General features: G+C 42.7%; 22 protein-coding genes. 1 reads left to right on the top strand and 21 read right to left on the bottom strand.

Going from position 1 to position 21,543, the window contains the following annotated elements; translation table 11 throughout:
• Window positions 1–18: 18 nt before the first annotated feature.
• The 3 genes from EL121_RS06015 to EL121_RS06005 all read right to left on the bottom strand — a co-directional run bounded on the left by EL121_RS06015 (window position 19) and on the right by EL121_RS06005 (window position 2,487).
• On the bottom strand, window positions 19–1,374 hold the full coding sequence (locus EL121_RS06015) for a PFL family protein (RefSeq protein WP_039198383.1): 1,356 nt from the start codon (window positions 1,372–1,374) through the stop codon (window positions 19–21).
• A gap of 12 nt (window positions 1,375–1,386) precedes the next feature.
• Entirely contained in the window at window positions 1,387–1,659 is a 273-nt protein-coding gene (locus tag EL121_RS06010; RefSeq protein ID WP_005621499.1) for an ACT domain-containing protein, read from the bottom strand.
• 138 nt (window positions 1,660–1,797) lie between these two features.
• The gene (locus EL121_RS06005) at window positions 1,798–2,487 is read right to left on the bottom strand and encodes a pirin family protein (RefSeq protein ID WP_039198381.1); all 690 of its coding nucleotides are present in this window, start codon (window positions 2,485–2,487) and stop codon (window positions 1,798–1,800) included.
• A gap of 315 nt (window positions 2,488–2,802) precedes the next feature.
• On the opposite strand from EL121_RS06005, the gene EL121_RS06000 reads away from it, so the two are divergent.
• Window positions 2,803–3,372, top strand: a complete 570-nt coding sequence (locus tag EL121_RS06000) for a Dps family protein (protein WP_039198380.1) — start codon at window positions 2,803–2,805, stop codon at window positions 3,370–3,372.
• A 77-nt stretch (window positions 3,373–3,449) separates the two neighbouring features.
• Here EL121_RS06000 and EL121_RS05995 read toward each other — a convergent pair whose 3' ends face one another.
• The 18 genes from EL121_RS05995 to rbsB all read right to left on the bottom strand — a co-directional run bounded on the left by EL121_RS05995 (window position 3,450) and on the right by rbsB (window position 21,526).
• Complete coding sequence (locus EL121_RS05995) at window positions 3,450–4,349, bottom strand: aldo/keto reductase (protein WP_039198378.1); 900 nt, start codon at window positions 4,347–4,349, stop codon at window positions 3,450–3,452.
• A 158-nt stretch (window positions 4,350–4,507) separates the two neighbouring features.
• Complete coding sequence (locus EL121_RS05990) at window positions 4,508–5,074, bottom strand: DUF5358 domain-containing protein (protein WP_039198377.1); 567 nt, start codon at window positions 5,072–5,074, stop codon at window positions 4,508–4,510.
• Between the two features lie 146 nt (window positions 5,075–5,220).
• Complete coding sequence (gene lipA, locus EL121_RS05985) at window positions 5,221–6,213, bottom strand: lipoyl synthase (RefSeq protein ID WP_039195488.1); 993 nt, start codon at window positions 6,211–6,213, stop codon at window positions 5,221–5,223.
• Between the two features lie 111 nt (window positions 6,214–6,324).
• Complete coding sequence (gene lipB, locus EL121_RS05980) at window positions 6,325–6,981, bottom strand: lipoyl(octanoyl) transferase LipB (RefSeq protein ID WP_015674141.1); 657 nt, start codon at window positions 6,979–6,981, stop codon at window positions 6,325–6,327.
• Window positions 6,982–7,010: 29 nt separating this feature from the next.
• Entirely contained in the window at window positions 7,011–7,310 is a 300-nt protein-coding gene (gene ybeD, locus EL121_RS05975; protein ID WP_005621036.1) for a DUF493 family protein YbeD, read from the bottom strand.
• Between the two features lie 133 nt (window positions 7,311–7,443).
• Window positions 7,444–8,622 carry a D-alanyl-D-alanine carboxypeptidase family protein gene (locus EL121_RS05970; RefSeq protein ID WP_039198376.1) on the bottom strand — a complete coding sequence of 393 codons (1,179 nt, stop codon included), beginning with the start codon at window positions 8,620–8,622 and terminating at the stop codon, window positions 7,444–7,446.
• Window positions 8,623–8,720: 98 nt separating this feature from the next.
• Window positions 8,721–9,287, bottom strand: a complete 567-nt coding sequence (locus tag EL121_RS05965; protein WP_039198375.1) for a septal ring lytic transglycosylase RlpA family protein — start codon at window positions 9,285–9,287, stop codon at window positions 8,721–8,723.
• Window positions 9,288–9,461: 174 nt separating this feature from the next.
• A complete protein-coding gene (rodA, locus tag EL121_RS05960; protein ID WP_039198374.1) occupies window positions 9,462–10,586 on the bottom strand; it encodes a rod shape-determining protein RodA in 1,125 nt (374 codons plus the stop codon).
• Window positions 10,579–12,549 carry a penicillin-binding protein 2 gene (gene mrdA / locus EL121_RS05955; protein WP_039198373.1) on the bottom strand — a complete coding sequence of 657 codons (1,971 nt, stop codon included), beginning with the start codon at window positions 12,547–12,549 and terminating at the stop codon, window positions 10,579–10,581. The genes rodA and mrdA overlap by 8 nt, the downstream gene beginning before the upstream one ends.
• Window positions 12,550–12,631: 82 nt before the next feature.
• Window positions 12,632–13,099, bottom strand: a complete 468-nt coding sequence (gene rlmH, locus EL121_RS05950) for a 23S rRNA (pseudouridine(1915)-N(3))-methyltransferase RlmH (RefSeq protein WP_005598965.1) — start codon at window positions 13,097–13,099, stop codon at window positions 12,632–12,634.
• Between the two features lie 22 nt (window positions 13,100–13,121).
• Window positions 13,122–13,436 (bottom strand): ribosome silencing factor, encoded by a 315-nt coding sequence (gene rsfS / locus EL121_RS05945; RefSeq protein WP_005619625.1) that lies wholly within the window; start codon window positions 13,434–13,436, stop codon window positions 13,122–13,124.
• Window positions 13,437–13,658: 222 nt separating this feature from the next.
• Window positions 13,659–16,253: a DNA mismatch repair protein MutS gene (mutS, locus tag EL121_RS05940; protein WP_039198371.1), complete on the bottom strand. Its 2,595-nt coding sequence runs from the start codon at window positions 16,251–16,253 to the stop codon at window positions 13,659–13,661.
• A 165-nt stretch (window positions 16,254–16,418) separates the two neighbouring features.
• Window positions 16,419–17,168 carry an amino acid ABC transporter ATP-binding protein gene (locus tag EL121_RS05935; RefSeq protein WP_015674150.1) on the bottom strand — a complete coding sequence of 250 codons (750 nt, stop codon included), beginning with the start codon at window positions 17,166–17,168 and terminating at the stop codon, window positions 16,419–16,421.
• Window positions 17,169–17,189: 21 nt separating this feature from the next.
• Window positions 17,190–17,906 (bottom strand): amino acid ABC transporter permease, encoded by a 717-nt coding sequence (locus EL121_RS05930; protein WP_005605560.1) that lies wholly within the window; start codon window positions 17,904–17,906, stop codon window positions 17,190–17,192.
• 163 nt (window positions 17,907–18,069) lie between these two features.
• Window positions 18,070–18,852 (bottom strand): amino acid ABC transporter substrate-binding protein, encoded by a 783-nt coding sequence (locus EL121_RS05925; protein WP_039198370.1) that lies wholly within the window; start codon window positions 18,850–18,852, stop codon window positions 18,070–18,072.
• Window positions 18,853–19,067: 215 nt separating this feature from the next.
• A complete protein-coding gene (locus EL121_RS05920) occupies window positions 19,068–19,544 on the bottom strand; it encodes a YchJ family protein (protein ID WP_039198369.1) in 477 nt (158 codons plus the stop codon).
• Between the two features lie 125 nt (window positions 19,545–19,669).
• Complete coding sequence (gene rbsK, locus EL121_RS05915; protein ID WP_039198368.1) at window positions 19,670–20,581, bottom strand: ribokinase; 912 nt, start codon at window positions 20,579–20,581, stop codon at window positions 19,670–19,672.
• Window positions 20,582–20,653: 72 nt separating this feature from the next.
• Window positions 20,654–21,526: a ribose ABC transporter substrate-binding protein RbsB gene (rbsB, locus tag EL121_RS05910; RefSeq protein ID WP_039198367.1), complete on the bottom strand. Its 873-nt coding sequence runs from the start codon at window positions 21,524–21,526 to the stop codon at window positions 20,654–20,656.
• Window positions 21,527–21,543 lie beyond the last annotated feature (17 nt).

Raw genomic sequence — 21,543 nt, 5'->3', positions numbered from 1 at the left:
CTTGCTCTATGTGTTAAATTAGTTTTTCATTGACTGAACCGGTGCCGGAATACGTCCGCCACGATTCACAAATACTTCGCATGATCCTTCTTTAACCGGCATAATCGGCGCATAACCGAGTAAGCCGCCGAATTCCACGCTTTCACCAACATCTTTACCGGTGACCGGAATAATACGCACCGCTGTGGTTTTGCTGTTGATCATACCGATTGCCGCTTCATCAGCGATAATACCGGAAATAGTATGTGCCGGTGTTTTTCCCGGTACGGCGATCATATCTAAACCAACCGAACAAACTGCCGTCATCGCTTCTAGTTTATCTAAAGTTAAGATTCCGCGCTCTGCGGCTGCAATCATACCTTCATCTTCCGAAACCGGAATAAATGCACCGCTTAAACCACCTACAGAGCTAGACGCCATCATACCGCCTTTTTTCACCGCATCATTTAACAATGCTAACGCAGCTGTTGTGCCGTGTGTACCACATACACTTAAACCCATCGCTTCTAAAATACGAGCAACGGAATCACCGATTGCCGGTGTTGGTGCCAGTGATAAATCTAAAATACCGAACGGAATATTCAGCATTTTTGACGCTTCTTGACCGATTAATTCGCCGACACGCGTGATTTTAAATGCGGTTTTCTTCACGACTTCAGCCACTTCGGTTAAGGTTGTCGCATTTGAATTTTCTAACGCTTCTTTCACCACACCCGGGCCTGAAACCCCCACGTTAATAATCGCATCCGCTTCACCCGAACCGTGGAATGCACCCGCCATAAACGGATTATCTTCCACCGCATTACAGAACACCACAATTTTGGCACAGCCGAAACCTTCCGGGGTAATCTCGGCAGTACGTTTAATCGTTTCGCCGGCAAGTTTTACCGCATCCATATTAATTCCGGCACGGGTTGAGCCGATATTGATAGAGCTACATACGATATCGGTGGTTTTCATTGCTTCCGGAATCGAACGAATTAAAACTTCATCGGAAGGTGACATGCCTTTTTGTACTAATGCAGAAAAACCGCCGATAAAAGATACGCCGATCGCTTTTGCCGCTCGGTCGAGTGTCTGTGCAATAGAAACATAAGAATCCGCTTTAGTTGCCGCAGCAATTTGTGCGATAGGCGTGACGGAAATACGCTGATTAACGATAGGTACGCCGTATTTGGCGGAAAGGATTTTTGCGGTTTCGACTAAGTCTTTGCCGACAGTAGTAATTTTGCGGTAAATATTTTGGTTTAATTCCTCGATATCGGCACTGATACAGTCGTGCAAATCGATACCGATCGTAATGGTTCGCACATCAAAGTTCTGGTCGGCGACCATTTTTATCGTTTCAATAATTTCGCTGGATTGAATACTCATTTCGCCACTCCCTTAAATACGGTGCATAGCTTTGAAAATTTCTTCGTTTTGGATACGAATATCTAACGCCAATTTTTTGCTTTCTTGCGTAAAAAATTCGGCTAATTCCGGGAATGACTTTTCACATTTTGTTGTATCCACCAAAATCACCATCGTGAAAAAGTCATCCATTAATTGTTGGCTAATATTCACGATATTAATTTGATTTTCCGCTAAGATTTTCGATACATCGTATACGATACCTACACGGTCTTTACCGATAACAGTAATCACTGAATTGCTCATTGTTGCTTCCTCGAGTTTGCATATTATTAGATAGGAATGTCGAGTATAACGCTGTTTTAATTATTTGACCAGCTCACTTACGCAAACGTTTGCGCAATTAAAAATAAAAAACCACGGAACGCACCCCGTGGTTAACACTTACACTAAATCAAATAATAAAAATTCAACATCACTATCGGCTTGAATCGTAAGAAATTGCTCCGCTCTAATCCCTAACGCATCGCTAGTTTCAACCTTTGTACCGTTTACGCTTAATTGACCTTTTACCACTTGTAGCCAATATGAACGATTCGAATCTAATTCAATTTGCACATTTTTGTTTGCCGCATATTGATAACGCCAAAGTTTCATATCTTGATAAATCTTAAATGAACCTTGTTCGGCAGTCGGCGATAAAATTAACGTGCCGCCTTCACGATCGGCAAATTTATCTTGACTATAACGAGGCGTTACGTCTTTTTGATTCGGGATAATCCAGATTTGATAAAGATGTAGCGTTTCCTCTAAATCCGGGTTCATTTCCGAGTGGAAAATGCCCGTACCTGCCGACATAATTTGGAATTCACCCGCTTTAACCTCGGTTTGGTTACCCATACTGTCCTTGTGTGCAACACGTCCGTTAAGTACATAAGTGAGGATTTCCATATTGTCGTGCGGATGCATACCAAAGCCACGTGCCGGTGCAATAAAATCTTCGTTAATCACACGTAAATGTGAAAAATGGATATGCTTCGGATCATAATAATTGGCAAAAGAGAATGTATGATAGCTTTCCAACCAATCAAAAGAACCGTCACCTCGTTCATTTGCCTTTCTAACTTGTAACATTTTAAATTCCTTATATTTGCTATTTTTTGCGGAAATTAGACCGCTTGTCGATGACGAACATTGTAATATTGATCTTACAAGTAAATAAATATACGGAATATTGAATAACTATTTACTGTTAGTTAATAATATGCTTATTGCAAATGAATTTCAGAATCATTAATAGAAATTAACTATCACAATACACTATTTTGATTAGTGTTAACTATTAAAACCAATCACACTTATCAGTGATAACAATTAGACAGTAGCATAACTTTTACTCATAATTCGCCCAGTTAAATGATGAAAAAGAAAACAATAGGAGTATAAATTATGATAAACAAAACGATTACTTTCCCAGTATTAAAATTAAATACCCAAACACAAGAATTAAGTGCTGATATCAATAAAAATGCGACACACACAGTTCCCGGTTTAACCGTGTCTACCGGTCATTTAATTGCTGATGCGTTACAAATGCGCTTACAAGGTTTAAATGAATTATCAATGATCTTAAAACATGCACATTGGAATGTTGTCGGCCCAAATTTTGTCGCGGTACACGAAATGTTAGACAGCCAAGTGGATGAAGTACGTGATTTTGTCGATGAAATTGCGGAGCGTATGGCGACATTAGGCGTTGCACCGAACGGTTTATCAGGCAATTTAGTTGCAATACGTCAAACGCCTGAATATCCGTTAGGTCGTGCCACAGCGCAAGATCACTTAAAAATGATTGATTTATATTACTCGCACAATATCGAAGCGCATCGAGTGGTACTTGAGCATAATGGTCACCTAGATCCGATTAGCGAAGATTTATTAGTAGCACAAACTCGTGCATTGGAAAAATTACAATGGTTTATCCGTGCCCATCTAGATAACGGCAGTGGTAATATTTAGTTAATCATTCAAATGTTCTCTTCTAACAAGCGGTCAAATTTGCAAAAAATCTTACAAATTAAACCGCTTGTTATCCGTTATGGAATATCATACCCTTGCGAGGCGACATAAACGTTAATCCACTCCTCTTCACTAAAAGCAATATCTAACGCTCGTACTGCATTTTCGACTCGGGTAATCTGTCCGGAGCCAATAATCGGCATAATCTTCGCCGGATGTGCTAAAAGCCAAGCGTAGCTCAAAACGTCCAATCGCTGTTCACCGTATTTTTCACCAATTGTTCTCAATGCTTTTGCCACTCGTAAACTTCGCTCGTCTTGATTAAACATTTTACCGCCGGCAAGTGGCGACCAAGCCATTGGACGAATCCGTTTTTCCAATAAGAAATCTAGCGAGCCGTCATCAAACGGTGCTAACTGCAATGGGGAAATTTCAATTTGATTGGTTACTAAAGGCAGGGAAAGATAAGACTGCAACATCGAGAACTTAGCCGGTGTGTAATTCGATACACCAAAATGGCGCACTTTTCCGGCTTGATGTAAATTTTCAAACGCACGGGCAATTTGTTCCGGATCGGCACAAGGCGAGAGGCGGTGAATCAATAAAACATCCAGATAATCACTATTGAGTTGTTGCAAAGAACGTTCTGCCGACCAAACGATATGTTCATAACTGTTATCATAGTGGTGTGTTTTGATAGCCGGTAATGTTTGATTCGGGTATAAAATTCCGCACTTTGTGACTAACGTCAGTTTCTCACGCAAAGACTTATCCAGCGCCAATGCTTTGCCAAATTGTCCTTCGGATGTAAAACCGCCGTAACACGCAGCGTGGTCTAACGTATCAATCCCGAGTTCTAACCCCTGCTGTACAAAGCGTAACAGCTCCTGCGGTGTTTTCTGCCATTCATTTAATCGCCAAAATCCTTGAATCAAGCGGCTAAATCTCAGTGTCGGTGTGAGTTGAATATATTGCATAGCGGCTCCTATCACTCTTGTTTAAATTACAGTCAGTGTACACCCGCGCATTTATTTATTCTATGCTTTTGATATATCCATTTAGATAAAAAAATACCTTTAACGTATTACAAACCGCTAAAGGTATTGATATGTAAGAGCCATTGGTTCTCTAAGCATTACAGCAATAATGCCGAACCCCATTTAATAATATCGAAGAAGAATTTGTTATCATTCGTTGCAACACCGTCTCCGCTTTTCGCATCGGTTTTTACTTCTTCAACCATTCCGCTCTTATACTGACCTTTGACTACAGCCAAGTCATCTTTGGCTTGAGCACGTAGAGTTTGGCACTGTTTATTGCTCATCTTTTCGATATCAGCCGGCGAATTTTTAAATTTCTTAAATTGATATTGTGCATAGCCCATAGACTTCTCATCGCCTTGCACGATCTTCACGTATTGTTCGCCAATTACTTCTTCCAACGGATAGAAGAACACATACTGTGAATGAATGTAAGCATCTTCTTTAGAAAAATGCGCTTGCTGAATACGTGTCAGATTCGGATAAATACACTGAGAAGCTTGTTCGCTTAATGCTACCCAACGTTGTGCATCCTTATCCGATAACACATAATCGGCATTCGCAAATTCGCCCGGAAATGCTTCTTGCTGTACCGATTTACCTGAGAATGAACAGCCTACGGTCAACACTGTCATTCCGACTAACATAATTTTTTTTAACATGGCTAACCTTGAATTAAATCTAAATAAAGGTGGCTGATTGTAGCATTTATCAATAAATGCGCAAACAAGCGGTCAAATTTACCTATTTTTTTGCACATTTAACACAAAGCCCTCTACAAAGAGAGGGCTTTATCTATATGGCACTATTATTTAACTAATTCGCCTTTCGCCTGTAAATCTGCATGATATGAAGAACGAACAAACGGGCCGCAAGCAGCGTGTTCGAAGCCCATTTTTTCCGCTTCACTACGGAACATATCAAACTCTTCCGGCGGTACATAACGTTCTACTTTTAAGTGATGACGACTCGGTTGCAAATATTGACCGATAGTCAACATCGTTACGCCATGATCACGTAAATCCTGCATTACTTCTAAAATTTCTTCGTTGGTTTCACCAAGACCTACCATTAAACCTGATTTAGTCGGAATACCCGGGAATTCTTGTTTGAAGATTTTAAGTAACTCAAGCGACCATTTATAGTCTGCACCCGGACGCACTTCACGGTATAAACGTGGCACGTTCTCAAGGTTATGGTTAAACACATCCGGCGGATTTTGTTTTAAAATTGCAACCGCTTGTTCTACACGTCCACGGAAGTCCGGTACTAAAATTTCAACTTTACATTCCGGATTTAACGCTTTGATTTCACGTACAGTGGCAGCAAAATGCGCCGCACCGCGATCAGCTAAGTCATCACGGTCAACCGAAGTAATTACCACATATTTTAGCTTCATATCTTGTACGGTTTCCGCCACTTTACGCGGTTCTTCCGGATCTAACGGTAACGGTTTACCGTGTGCAACGTCACAGAACGGACAACGACGAGTACAAATTGCGCCCATAATCATAAAAGTTGCCGTACCGTGGTTAAAACATTCGTGCAAGTTCGGGCAAGACGCTTCTTCACACACAGAATGTAAGCCGTGGCGGCGCATACCGTGCTTGATACTATCAATTTTTGCCGAAGCCGCCGGTAATTTAATTTTCATCCAACTTGGTTTTGGTAATAACTCTTGGTCAGGGTCAATATTACGCACTTGGATTACAGAAGTTTTGGCTGCGTCGCGATATTTAACGCCACGCTCCATTTTAAATGCTTCCATTTTTGTAGGCTTAGTGCCTGTAGCAGTTGTCATTAAGTTCTATCCTTTTCTATGCAATTTTAAAGGGCGGAGATAAACCCCGCCCCTACACAGATCTTACAATTCTGATAATCTTTTTATTAACGGGCAAATGCCTTACGAACATTATTTGTTAACAATTTGTTGATCATTATACCCTAAAATGTTGCAAAAGTGAGCTACTAATTTAGGGGCAACTAAATCACATTGCGCTTCTGCTTCCACAATATAATCTTTCAATTGCGCCATTTCCAATCCGGCATAGCCGCACGGATTAATATTTCTAAACGGCGTTAAATCCATATTCACATTAAATGCCAAGCCATGAAACGAGCGACCTTGGCGAATACGTAACCCTAACGAACAAATTTTCTTACCGTCAATATACACGCCCGGTGCATCCGGTTTCGGATAACCTTCAATCCCATAATCCGCTAATGTTTTAACCACGCATTGTTCTAAAGCAGTAACAAGATCTCGTACCGATACCTCTTTGCCCTGTGCTTTTAAACGCTTGATATCGATCAGCACATACATAATTTGCTGACCTTCACCGTGATAAGTAATTTGCCCACCGCGGTCGGTTTGCACCACAGGAATATTGGTCGGATTAAGTAAATGTTCCGGTTTACCGGCAGAACCTTGGGTAAATACTGCCGGATGCTGGACGAGCCAGATTTCATCTGCAGTATTTTCATCGCGAGAATCGGTGAAATCTTGCATTTTGTGCCAGATTTCTTCATACGGTTGCACGCCAAGTTGGCGAATGATGAGTTGATTCATTAGATTATCTCCGTCCGGAAAAAGGGTTCTTATAAAACCATTCTCACGCCGGCAATTTTAGCAAGCTCGGTATAAAGCGTTTCAACTTGGTCAATATGTTCAGCAATAATATCAATTGAAACCGAGTTATAAGTCCCTTTTGAGCTACGTTGCTGACGTGGGTTGTAATCACCTTTTGCGTGAATTTGCGTTACCGCCACTACGTCATCCACTAAATCTTCACGATGTGTACCCACCACTTTGAATGTAAATGAACATGGGAATTCTAATAAATCTTTTAATTTTGCTTGGGGTAAATCTTGTAGGTTTACTGTTCTTGATTGTGTCATATTTATATCCTTTTCTCTCTTTTGCTATTAAGACCAAGCGGTATGATTTTGCAAATTTTTTGCGAAATCACACCGCTTGTTAATTTGTCGCCTGAATATGGGGGCGATTTTGAATATTACAAGCTAACAAAAATTAGTCGAATAAACTCTTAACCGTTAATACTACCCAATCCCATGCTTTGCCGAAAACACCCGCTTCTGGCACGTCTTGTAGTACTTGTAAATCGCTGCTTGCAACATCTTTGCCATCTAATTGATAAATAACTTTACCGATTACCTGCCCTTTCGCTAATGGCGCTTCAAGGTTTTTACGCTCAAGTTCATAACGCGCTTTTAACTCCGAAGCCTTACCTTTTGGCACGGTCACAAAACTGTCTTGAACTGAACCAAGCTGAACTTTATCCGCTTCACCATAATAAACACTTTGTTCGGAAACCGCTTGACCAGCCGGCAGAGATTTAATTGTCTCAAAATTTGCGAAGCCCCATTGTAACAATTTTTTGCTTTCAACTTCACGGCCTTTATAGGTTCCTACACCCATTACTACCGAAATCAAACGGGTATTGCTGTTAGTTGCCGATGCAACTAAGTTATAACCCGCTTGGCTAGTATGGCCGGTTTTCATGCCGTCCACATTCATGGTTTTATCCCACAATAAACCGTTGCGGTTTGGTTGTGGTTTTTTAATGTTGTATTTAAATTCTTTTTCAGCGTAAATCTTATATTCTTCCGGCTGATCACGAATAATATGCGCACCGATAATTGCCATATCACGTGCTGAAGAATATTGGTTTGGCTCATCTAAGCCGTGCACAGTTGTAAAGTGGGTATTTTTAAGACCAAACTGCTGTGCAAATTTATTCATTTGGTCGATAAAGGCTTGTTGTGAACCTGAAGTATGTTCCGCTAATGCCACCGCAGCATCATTACCCGATACGATAATCAAACCACGCATTAAATCCGCAACCGATACTTGCGTATTTAAATCTAAAAACATTAATGATGAGCCTGGGAATTTTTGTGCCCAAGAATTCTCAGTCACCGTCACCATATCGCTGTTTTTCACTTTACCTTGTTTAAGCGCGTCACCTACCACATAACTTGTCATCATTTTAGTTAACGATGCCGGATATTGGCGCTGATCAGGATTTAAACTTGCTAAAACATTGCCTGAGTTATAATCCATTAAGATATAACTTTGCGCATTTAATTGCGGTGCCGAAATACCGAAATCCACATTTGCGTCAGCAACGGCAAATTGGGAGAAAGCTAAAGCACAAAGGCCTACTGATTTAAATAATGTTTTTTTCATATAAAAGCATCCAATCCTTCAGGAAATGACAGGTTATATAACGTAAGCAAGGGTTTGTTGATTGCTCAACAAACCCTAATGCAAGAAAAGCTAAACGATTAACCTTCTTCTCTTACTGCTTGAGTATTTTTCTTGTTTTTATTTAGCACTGCTAATTTGACGTGAGCCGTTCCGCTATTGTGCATTCCTAATTGGCGAGCAGCCGCTTTAGATAAATCCACTACGCGAGCGTGTGCATAAGGCCCCCGATCATTTACTCGTACCACAACTGAACGTCCGTTACGCATATTGGTCACTTCTACTAAAGTGCCAAACGGCAACGTTTTGTGTGCTGCGGTCATCGCTGAATTGCTAAATCTTTCGCCGTTTGCGGTACGGCGGCCGTTAAATTTATCTGCATAGTAGCTTGCGATGCCAGACTGATAATGGCTACGTGCAGTATTTTTATGTAATTCTTTAAGCGATCTGCTTTTAACTAGTGCGATTTTATTCGCTCTCGCTTTTGCCACTAAAGCGGCGTGTTTTACTGATTTTTGTGCAGTTTTAGCAATTAAATACTTCTTTACTGCGCTAGGTTTTGCGTGTTTGGTTGCTGCAACAGAATTCAATGATCCGAATGTTAAGAATCCAGCTAACAACAGGGTTACCATTTTACTTAATCGCATAAGTTTTCCTCATTTAGATATCGTACTGTGTAACGATGTGTTTTGCCCACAAAACAGGATTATCTTGTGGTGGCTGTTTATCTTTCTTTTGATAGATAACTGCTCTTGTATGTGCTTTTTGATACCGCAAAAAAGCAAAGGTTCAGACTTTATAAATCAGTCTGTAAAGTCTGACTAAAGTTTGCTGTAAGGATTATTTGTGTACGCACGCTTACGATGAACATAAGCGGACATCATTAATCCGAACGCTGCCATTAGGGTCACATAGGAAGTTCCCCCATAGCTAAACAGCGGTAAGGGTACACCAACTACCGGTAAAATACCACTCACCATACCAATGTTTACAAAAACATAAACAAAGAATAGCAGTGATGTACCGCCTGAAATCAAGCGTCCGAAAGCGCCGTCCGACTTAGCGCCGATAACCAATCCTCTAGCAATAATAAACAAATAAATCGCTAATAAGATCAATATACCAATCATGCCGTGTTCTTCGCTCAACACGGCAAAAATAAAGTCCGTATGCGGTTCGGGTAAGAATTCCAACTGCGATTGAGTACCTTCCATCCAGCCTTTACCGTTAATCCCGCCCGAACCGATCGCAATTTTCGACTGAATAATATGATAACCGGCACCAAGAGGGTCTTTTTCCGGGTCAATTAAAGTCATTACACGGGTTTTCTGATAATCGTGCATCAGAAAAAACCACATAATAGGAATGAATCCCGCCAAGAAGACCACGCCGGCACTAATTAATTTCCAACTTAATCCGGCTAAAAACAGCACGAAAATACCGGCGGCACACACTAAAATCGAAGTACCTAAGTCCGGCTGCGCCGCCACTAATAAGGTTGGCACGATAATTATGCCCAATGCAATAAAGGTATCTTTTAAACTTGGCGGTAAAGCACGTTTTGCCAAATAAGTCGCCACCATCAACGGTACGGAAAGCTTAGCGATTTCTGATGGTTGGAAACGTACAAAACCCAAATTCAGCCAACGTTGCGCCCCTTTACTGGTCTCGCCGACCAAATCCACCAAGATCAGCATCACAATACAGACTAAGTAGAGGTAAGGTGAAACTCGCTCATAAAAACGAGGCGGAATCATTGCCATAAAGAACATGACTCCCAACCCAAGCGTCACTTGAATCACTCGGTTAGAGAACATTCGCTCACTTCCGCCACTGGCACTATATAACACTAACAGCCCGTAGCCGGTGATGGACAACAGACCTAGCAATAACCATAAGTCGAGAGAAAAAATTTTCCAGAAAAGTTTTTTAAAGCCACTATTCATTGTGAGTATTTCCTTGCTCGCTTATAAGCGGTTGAATTTGCTCAATATTTTGCGAAGGTTGTTCCGACGTTCCGATCGGTTCTTTTAGCGTTTTGCTTAATGCAAAATCCATCACTTGGCGCGCCACCGGTGCGGCATTTGAACCGCCACCGCCCGCATTTTCTAAAATAATCGCCACCGAAACTTTTGGATCTTCATACGGTGCATAACTAATAAACCACGCATGGTCGTGTAGCTCTTTTTTCAACGCATTCTTATTGTATTTACCACCGTTTAAGTTAAATACCTGCGCCGTACCGCTTTTACCTGCGGCACGATAAAACGAACCGCCGGCTTTGCGTCCGGTACCGTTTGCCGCATTCACTACATTGTACATTCCGAATTTTGCCACTTGCCAAAAACGCTCCGGCACGCCTTTAATATCTTCATATTTAAGTGGGTCTTTATACGGTTCGACTTTATCGCTGCTGATAACTTCCATCATTAAATGCGGCGTATTAACACGACCGTTATTAATTAATATCGCTTGTGCTTTTGCCACTTGTAACGGGGTTGCAATCCAGTAACCTTGTCCGATCCCTACCGGAATCGTATCACCTTGTACCCAAGGCTTTTTATGACGGCGTTGTTTCCACTCACGATTCGGATACACACCGGCGGATTCTTCAAAAATATCAATTCCCGTTTTCTGCCCAAAACCGAATTTACGCATCCATTCCGACATTTTTTCGATACCGGTATCATACGCAAGTTGGTAGAAGAACGTATCGGAAGACTCGGCAATCGCTTTATTCACATTGGTTGAACCGTGACCGCCTTTCTTCCAATCTCGATAACGCTGTGTTGTGCCTGGTAATACCCAAAATCCCGGATCGTAAATCGCCCCATAAGGCGTAATTTTGCCTTCCGCCAATCCCATCACCGCATAAAACGGTTTTACCGTAGAAGCAGGGGGATAAGTCCCTTGCGTGGCACGGCTATATAACGGACGGGCAGGATCTTCCAATAATCGTTTATAATCCGCCCCCGAGACGCCGCCGACAAATAAGTTATTGTCATAGCTCGGGTTGGTTACCATCGCCAATACACTGCTGTCACGAGGGTCAAGCACTACGACCGAGCCTTTTTGGTTGCCCAACAAATTCTGAATATATTGTTGTAACTCAACATCAATGGTTAAGCGAATACTACTGCCCGCCACACCCGGCTGATCACGCAATTTGCGAATCACTTTGCCTCGGTTATTGATTTCTACTTCTTCAAAACCGGTTTGTCCGTGTAATTGGTCTTCGTAATATTTTTCGATGCCCAATTTACCCATATCGTGCGAGCCGGCATAATTACCGAATTTTCCCTCTTCTTCGAGCTTTTTCTTATCTTTTTCGTTGATTTTCGCCACATAACCGAGAATATGGGTTAAGGTTTCGCCGTAAGGATAATTACGTTTGTAGTACGCCTGTACGTCTAAACTTGGGAAACGATATTGATTTACCGCAAAACGTGCCATTTGTTCTTCGTTTAAATTGCCCTTTAATAAAATCGGCGTATAACGAGAGGTACGTTTTTTCTCTTTGCGGAAAGCCTCCACATCTTCATCGGTTAGCCCAACCACATCTCGCAATTCAACTAACGTTTCTTCCAGGTTTTCCGTTTTCTCAGGAATGATATAAAGCCCGAAATAGGTAATATTTTCGGCTAATACTTTACCGTTGCGGTCATAAATCAAACCGCGGGTAGGCGGAACCGGGAGCAATTTGATACGGTTGCCGTTGGAACGAGTTTGGTAATCGTCATAATTCACAATCTGTAAATGATACAAATTGGTTAATAACACGCCCGTAAGCGCCAATACCCCAATAAATGCAACTAATGCACGACGAGCAAACAGATTGCTCTCCGCTTGCCCATCTCGCACTTTCTCACGAGGCTTTGGATTGGTTAATTTTCCGAGTTTACCAAACATTGTTTATCTCATTTTGTTCTAGAGCGAACGGAACAAGCGGTCAAAATTTTAGAATTTTTTACCATGTCCATTCGAGATCAAGCTATTCTCGATGATAAGGGTGATTTGTTGTCAGTGACCACGCACGATATAAACTTTCCGCTACGATCACTCGCACCATTGGGTGCGGTAAGGTTAGAGGTGAAAGCGACCAACTTTGTTCCGCTGCTGCTTTACATTCCGGCGAAAGTCCTTCCGGCCCGCCAATCAACAAGCACACATCTCGTCCGTCATTTTTCCATGCTTCCAATTGGCTCGCCAATTGTTCGGTTGTCCAAGGTTTGCCCGGAATATCCAACGTCACAACTTTGCCTTTACCGGCAGCCGCTAACATCGCTTTGCCTTCTTGCTCTAAAATGCGTTTAATATCCGCATTCTTACCACGTTTACCGGCAGGAATCTCAATCAGTTCAAACGGCATATCCTTTGGGAAACGGCGTTGGTATTCTTCGAAACCAACCTTCACCCAATCCGGCATTTTTTGTCCGACCGCAATTAGTTGTATTTTCATTGTGCCACCACAAAAATGACGGTTATGCCCAAAGTTTTTCTAATTGATACATTTCACGGGCATCCGCTTGTAATAAATGCACAATTGCTTGACCAAAATCGACCACGATCCAATCCGCTACCGCTTTACCTTCTTCACCAAATACTTCAAAGCCCGCTTGTTTTGCTTCTGCGCTTAAACGATCTGCGGTTGAAGCTACGTGACGCACCGAAGTACCGGTTGCGATAATCATGGTATCGGTAATGCTCGATTTACCGCGCACGTCAATCGCTAAAATATCTTGCGCTTTTAAATCATCTAAAGTTTTTGTTAAAAATTCGACTAAATTTTGTTCCACGTTCAGTTCTCTTTCAAATTTACTAAAATACAAACGTTAAATTTTAACACAAATTCGTTGCAATATAACAAATAGACAAAAGTAAAGCGGTCGTATTTGCAAATTTTTTTACCAATACGACCGCTTGTATTTAACCAGCTTAGAGCTGTGCCATTTGTTCTCGTTTTACTCCATACGAACCGTATGGCGCTAACTTACCCGAGCTAAATTGCGTTTTTTCCTTTAAGCAATTAATTTCTTCAAACGATATAACTCATCCAACGCTTGGCGAGGGGTGAGTTCATCTGGGTCGATGCTCATTAATGCTTTTTCCACGTCACTTTGTTGTACAACAAGCGGTTGAATTTGCGGTGTTTCTTGCAAATCAGCACCGAATAATAAATCGCCTTGCGGGTTATCGTGCGCTTCTTTGGTTTGTAATGAGATCTCTTCCAAATGCGCTAAACGCTGTTTCGCCAGTTGAATAACCTGTTTCGGCACACCGGCAAGCGCCGCTACCGCCAAACCGTAGCTTTTACTTGCCGCACCTTCTTGTACGCTGTGCATAAACACGATGGAATCCTGATGTTCTCGAGCATCTAAATGCACATTCGCCACGCCTTTTAACTGACTCGGCAGACTGGTCAGCTCAAAATAGTGCGTCGCAAATAAGGTGAGTGATTGGGTTTTCTTGGCTAGCCATTCAGCACACGCCCACGCCAGCGATAAACCGTCATAAGTGGAAGTACCACGCCCGATTTCATCGATCAGCACTAAGCTGTTTTCGGTTGCCTGATGCAGAATATTCGCCATTTCGGTCATTTCCACCATAAAAGTCGAACGACCAGAGGCTAAATCATCACTTGCGCCGATACGGGTAAAAATGCGGTCTAATGCACCGATTTCCGCACTATCCGCAGGCACAAAACTGCCGATATACGCCATTAGACTAATCAATGCAATTTGACGCATATAGGTACTTTTACCGCCCATATTCGGACCAGTTACCACCAATAAATGACGTTGTGCATTTAAGAATACAGGGTTAGCAATAAACGGATCTTTCAACACTTGCTCCACCACCGGGTGGCGACCTCCTTTGATATTCACGCCTCGTTGTAAGCTGAACGTCGGACGCACATAGTTCAAACTTTCCGCTCGCTCGGCAAGATTGGTCAGTACGTCTAATTCGGATAATGCCATCGCCGCCAACTGCAATTCGCCCAAACGCGGCATAAGTAAATCGAACAACTCATCATAAAGTTGTTTCTCCAATGCTAATGACGCACCTTTTGCTTTCAGCACCTTATCTTCATAGGTTTTCAGCTCGGGAATAATATAACGCTCAGCATTTTTCAAGGTTTGGCGGCGTACGTAGTGCATCGGGGCTTTATGCGCTTGTCCTTGGCTAATTTGAATATAGTAGCCGTGTACTGCATTAAAGCCGATTTTAAGCGTATCAATACCGGTTGCTTCTCTTTCTCGAATTTCGAGATTTTCCAAATATTGCGTTGCACCGGCAGAAAGCTCTCGCCATTCGTCCAACTCCGCATTGTAACCTGCGGCAATTACACCGCCGTCACGAATTAATTGTGGAGGCGTTTCAATAATCGCACGTTCAAGCAGTGCGTGTAATTCGCTGAAATCGCTTACTTGTGCCACAAGTGCATCAAGCGAAGCTGTCAAATTTTTCGCATTTTTTGCAATATCAGGCAATTGCGCCAAGGCGGTACGCAAACGGGTTAAATCACGAGGGCGAGCCGAGCGCAATGCAACACGTGCAAGAATTCGCTCCATATCGCCAACGTTTTGGAGTAACGGCTGAAGCAGTTCGATACGTTGCTCTTTTTGTAAAGTGTCAATTATATCTTGACGCTTTTTCAATTTTTCTAAATCACGAATCGGTTGATGAATCCAGCGTTTCAGCAAACGGCTACCCATTGGCGTAACACATTTATCTAAAACTGCCGCTAACGTATTTTCCGTTCCGCCGGCTAAATTTTGGGTCAGTTCTAAGTTACGACGAGTTGCCGCATCCAGCAAAATAGTGTCACTATTTTGCGCCAAATGAATACTGTTGATATGCGGTAAGGCGGTACGTTGCGTTTCTTGTGCATAGTGTAAAACGCAACCAGCCGCACATAATGCCACCACGGCTTTTTCCACTCCGAAGCCGGCTAAACTTTGCGTACCGAATTGGCGATTTAATAAATTAATCGCCGTGACTAACTCAAATTCCCACACCGGACGGCGACGTAAGCCTTTATAATTATTTAAAATCTCAGCGGCAGAAAAATCTTCCGCATATAGAATTTCCGCCGGTTGTAAGCGTTGTAATTCGGCAGCGAGCGCTTCTTTATTTGGTAATTCGGTAATTAAAAAACGCCCGGAAGTCATATCCAAAGTTGCAATCGCAAACACACCCTTTTCTTCGTAAATCGCTGCAACTAAATTATCCTGTCGTTCCGGCAATAACGCTTCATCACTTACGGTGCCGGGGGTAACGATGCGCACGACTTTACGTTCAACCGGCCCTTTACTGGCTGCCGGATCACCAATCTGCTCACAAATCGCTACCGATTCGCCCAAAGCGACCAATTTAGCTAAATAGCCTTCTACTGCATGATAAGGCACGCCCGCCATCGGAATCGGCTCGCCTGCCGATGCACCTCGCTTGGTCAAAGAAATATCTAACAACGCCGCCGCTTTTTTGGCGTCGTCATAAAACAACTCGTAAAAATCGCCCATACGGTAGAACAACAAAATATCGGGATTTTGCGCTTTAAGTTGCAAATATTGCGCCATCATCGGCGTGTGTTTAGAAAGATCTTGAGTCATGGCTTCGCAGTTAAGTTAGTCAAAATTGGCAGTTAGTGTAACAGATTGAGGGAGTGGAAAAAACTGCGGGGCATAAAAGGAATGATGAAGGGAATGATCAGATAAATGAAACAAGCGGTCTAAATTTGCAAAATTTTTGCTAATTTAAACCGCTTGTCATAAGGGTTAATCCGCACGAATTTGATGTAAGAAGCGTTTAGTACGTTCGTGTTGCGGATTCTGGAAAAGCTGTGCCGGCGAACCTTGCTCGACAATTTCACCGCCGTCCATAACGACCACCACATCCGCCACATCTAATGCGAATTTGATTTCGTGCGTGACCACTACCATTGTCCAGCCTTCTAGCGCCAACTCTTTCATGGTATTCAGCACATCTTGCACTAATTCCGGATCAAGTGCCGAAGTCGGTTCGTCAAATAACATCAATTCCGGTTGAATCGCTAATGCACGTGCAATGCCGACCCGCTGTTGCTGACCACCGGAGAGTTGGAACGGGTAAAGCTGCGCTTTATCGGATAAACCGACTTTTGCCAACAATTTCTCGGCTTCTGCTTTAGCTTGTTCCGGCTTTTTACCTTGCACAAATACAGGACCTTCCATCACGTTTTCTAATGCGGTTTTGTGTGGAAATAAGTTGTAATTTTGGAACACCATACCCGATTTACGGCGTAGGGCAAGAATCTGTTTTTTGATGTTTTTCGCTGAAAAATCTACGCTTAACGGCTCTGATCCGTCAAAAGTGATCGTGCCTTGTTCCGGCATTTCCAGCGCATTTAAACAGCGTAAAAACGTGGTTTTACCGGAACCGGAAGGCCCGAGAATCACCACCACCTGACCTTTTTTAATTTCTAGATCGATGCCACGTAAAATCGTGTTGTCGCCAAAAGTTTTATGAATATTGCTAATTTTTATCATCTTGTTTTCCGTGGTTAACCATTATTTCGCCACAAAGCGATTAAAGCGGCGTTCGAGTTTCGCTTGAATCAAGAAAAGCACCCAGCAGAAACACCAGTAAATTAAACCCGCCTCAATATATACCGGCAAGAAGTCGTAGGACATATTCGCCATTTGTTGTGCGACACGGAACATTTCCGTTACTGTCACCACAGAAGCCAATGAAGTATCTTTAAACAAACCGATAAACGTATTACTTAACGGCGGCACTGCAACTCGAATGGCTTGCGGCGCAATAATACGGCGGAAGGTTTGCATATAGGTCATACCGATTGTATAACCGGCTTCCCATTGCCCTTTCGGCACGGAAGAAATCGCCGCACGCACGGTTTCCGAACCGTATGCACCAATATTCAACGAGAAACCGATAATCGCCGCCGGAATCGGATCAATATACACACCGATCGCTGGCAAGCCGTAAAACACCACAGAGATTTGCACCAACATCGGCGTGCCTCGAATAATTGAGATATACACTTTCACAATCGCAAGTGCAATGCGGTGTAGCATACCGTTTACCGGTGTCACTCGAATTAACGCAACACCGACCGCAATCGCCATACCGATAATAAAAGAAGCGATTGCTAGCGGAATAGAAACCAAGACTGCCGCTTCAACCATTGGGAAGAAAGCATCCATCACCAGTTTCACACGTGCCTCGTCCATAAATGGAATTTGCAGTAATAAATTTTCTAACACAAACTATCCTAATAAAAATTGATTTAATGAAATTCTAAGGGATATAGATAGAAATGTATACGTCTAGACGTCTAAATAATCTAAAAAGAAAAACAAGCGGTCTAAATTTGCTAAAAATTTGCAGATTTAGACCGCTTGCTCCAAAGCGTCTGAACGTATTAAATTATTTCACACTAATATCACGGCCAAAGAATTGTTCGCCAAGCTTTTTCAACGTGCCGTCTTTTTGTAACTCAACTATCGCCGCACTAATTTTGTTTAACGCTTCTTGGTTACCTTTGTTCGCCACTAAACCGGCGCCTACTTTTTCAGGTGATTCCCAAACAATTTTTAAACCTGATTTCGGGTTTTTCTTCAGATAATCCAATAACGCAAGATTGTCGTTGAAAGTTGCATCCGCACGTTTTTGTTGAATGAGCAATAAGCCTTGCGCCATACCGTCAATCGGCACAATATTCGCACCGTTATCACGCGCTAATTCGCCGTAGTTTGAGCTTAATGTTTGAGCGGTTTTTACGCCTTTAACATCCGATGCCTGCTTGATTTTTTCTTCATCGTTACGCACCACTAACGCCGCACCAGACCAACTATACGCTTCCGATTTATCAAAAGTCGCTTGGCGTTCCGGTGTGGTTAAACCTACTTGGTTTGCCACTAAATCGAAACGATCCGCTTTTAAACCGGCTAACATTGCGTCCCATTGGGTTTCTTTAAACTCAACTTTAACGCCTAATTTTTCTGCAACCGCACGAGTTACTTCCACATCATAACCGGTTAATTTACCGCTCGCATCGTGATAAGTAAACGGCGCATAAGTCCCTTCAGTACCGACTGTAATCGTACCTTTGGCATTAATTCTTTCGAGTAACGTTTCTTTAGCAAACGAAGTTGCTGATGTTGCAAGTGCAATCGCAGAAACCGCAATCACTGATAATTGTTTTAACATAGTAGGAACCCTCTTAATTCGAGAAAATTAATAGATAAAACATATGATGTTGTGTTTTTTTCGAATTATTAGAGAAATTTATGCAGGCTTCAAATAACTAAATGGAATAATAATTAGCTAAATGTTGTAAGGATGTTAATTTGAACGAATTGGAGGTAAAACAAGCGGTCGAAATTCACAAAATTTTGCAAAAAAATAACCGCTTGTAATCAAGACTAGACGAGATATGCGCCGCAACAATGTTTAAATTTTTTAGCAGAACCACATACACAATTTTGCTTTTGCGAAGGCAGCGGCACCGTTGGGTCAACGAAATACCAGCGGTTATTTACTAACACAAACAGTGACAATTCGTGGTGTGCCTCTACGCCATTTTCTGTGTTAAATAGGGCTTTAAATTCTACTAAACTGTGGATTTTACTGACATTCGGCTTGAGAGAGAGAATTTCTAATCCCGCCCATTTGGTGTTTTCACCCCACGCTTTCATCGCCGCCTGATCCAAAAATTTCTGCTGGCTAGGGACGGTAGTCTCCACAATATAATCAATATTCACCAAAGTATAAGCCGCATAGCGTGAACGCATTAACTGCTCCGCCGTTGCCGGATAAGCTTGCTTGAGATGAAACGGCTGGCAACATTGCGCATAATGCTTACCCGACTGACACGGACAAGCGGTTAAATTTTCTGACATTTTTGCATTCCTCTTTTTACGCACGATATTGTAACGATGAAACAAATGAAATACAGCAAAAATCCCATCACCATAAAAAGAAAAGAGCACAATTAATCATGTGCTCTTCCGTTTAGAAAATCTAATTAGTGTAATTCCGCCCGAGTTGGAATCGAACTTTGTGCGCCCATACGGGTGACTGAAATAGAGGAGGCTTTGTGGGCGAACATTACCGCATCTCGCATCGATTTGCCTTCTAATAAGGCTATCGCTAATGCACCGTTAAAGGTATCGCCGGCGGCGGTTGTATCCACCGGTGTGACTTTAAAGCCGGCAATGATTTCACCGTTGCCGTTTTCACTTAAAAACGCCCCTTTCGCTCCCAAAGTAATTAACACGATTTGAATACCTTTTTGATGGAACACATTCGCTGCTTGTTGGGCGGTTTGTTCATCGACCACTTGAACGCCTGTCAGTAAGGCGGTTTCAGTTTCATTTGGGGTAATCATATCGATATTCGCTAAAATTTCGTCCGAGAGCGGCTGTGCCGGTGCCGGATTTAAAATCACTTGGGTGTGATGAGCTTTCGCAATTTTTAGTGCTTTTTCGACCGCTTGTAACGGCGTTTCAAGCTGAACTAGTAAGCAATCCGCACTTTCAATCGTAGCTTGATGTTGTGCCACCACGCTTTCATCTAGCTTTGCATTCGCACCGGCGGAAATCACAATGCTGTTTTCGCCTGAATCAGCCACTTGAATCATCGCAATGCCGGTCATTTGATCAGCAACTTCAACAATGTGTTCGGGATTAATGCCGTCTTGTACAAACGCTTGTTTCATCGCTCGCCCAATATCATCAGCGCCGATACAAGCGATAAAATCCACATCAACTAATGATGTATCTCGCACACGAGCCGCAGCTACTGCTTGGTTCGCACCTTTGCCACCATAAGCAATGTGATAATTGCCGCCTTTCAGCGTTTCGCCCGCTTTCGGGAAATAAGGGACTCGAATAACATGATCCGCATTTACGCTGCCTAACACACAAAGTTTTTTCATAATTACCTCAAACCGACCTCAAACAAACCTAGCGATGCCGGAACCGTCAAAATAACGGTTCCGGAGCCAAAATTACTGACTAATCACTTTTAACGGTACAGGGATTTTCGCTTCGACTTTTTCGCCTTTAAGCAATTTATCCGCTGTTTCTACGCCTAACTCACCGATTTTATCCGGTTGTTGTGCGATAGTTGCCGCCAGTTTTCCGCCTTTTACCGCTTTTACCGCATCGTCCGTACCGTCAAAGCCGACGACGATAATATCTTTACCTGCCGCTTTAATCGCACGTAACGCACCTAACGCCATTTCATCATTTTGTGCGAATACCGCTTTTGCCGCACCGTGACTTGCTAATAAGTTTTCGGTTACGTTTAAGCCTTTAGTACGGTCAAAATCCGCCGGTTGGCTAGCTAATACTTCAAATTGGTTTGCCGCTACCGCTTGTTTAAAGCCTTCACCACGCTCACGAGCCGCTGATGTGCCGGCGATACCCTCTAATTGAATAACCTTAGCGTTTTTGCCGACTTTCTCCGCGATAAAATCGCCCGCCATTTTACCGCCGGCAACGTTATCCGAAGCGATGTGGCTCACCACTTCACCTTTATTCGCACCACGGTCTAAAGTGATTACAGGAATATTTTTCTTATTCGCAATCGCCACCGCATTACCAACCGCTTCCGAATCTGTCGGGTTGATGAGTAATACCTTCGCGCCACGCACCGTGAGATCTTCCACGTTCGCTAATTCTTTTGCCGGGTCATTTTGGGAATCTAACACCACTAATTTGTAACCGAGGTCTTTGGCTTTTTTCTCCGCACCTTCTTTTAAGGTAACGAAGAACGGGTTATCCAGCGTAGATACCGCTAACGCCAATGTGTCTTGCGCCATTGCTTTTGCACCGAATGCCAAACCTAGAGCAAGTGCTAAAGAAGTTAATTTTTTCATAGGAATCTCCTTTTGAG

Source organism: Actinobacillus equuli (assembly GCF_900636745.1).
GTDB classification, from domain to species: Bacteria; Pseudomonadota; Gammaproteobacteria; order Enterobacterales; family Pasteurellaceae; genus Actinobacillus; species Actinobacillus equuli.
This window is presented reverse-complemented; position numbering and strand designations above follow the sequence as displayed.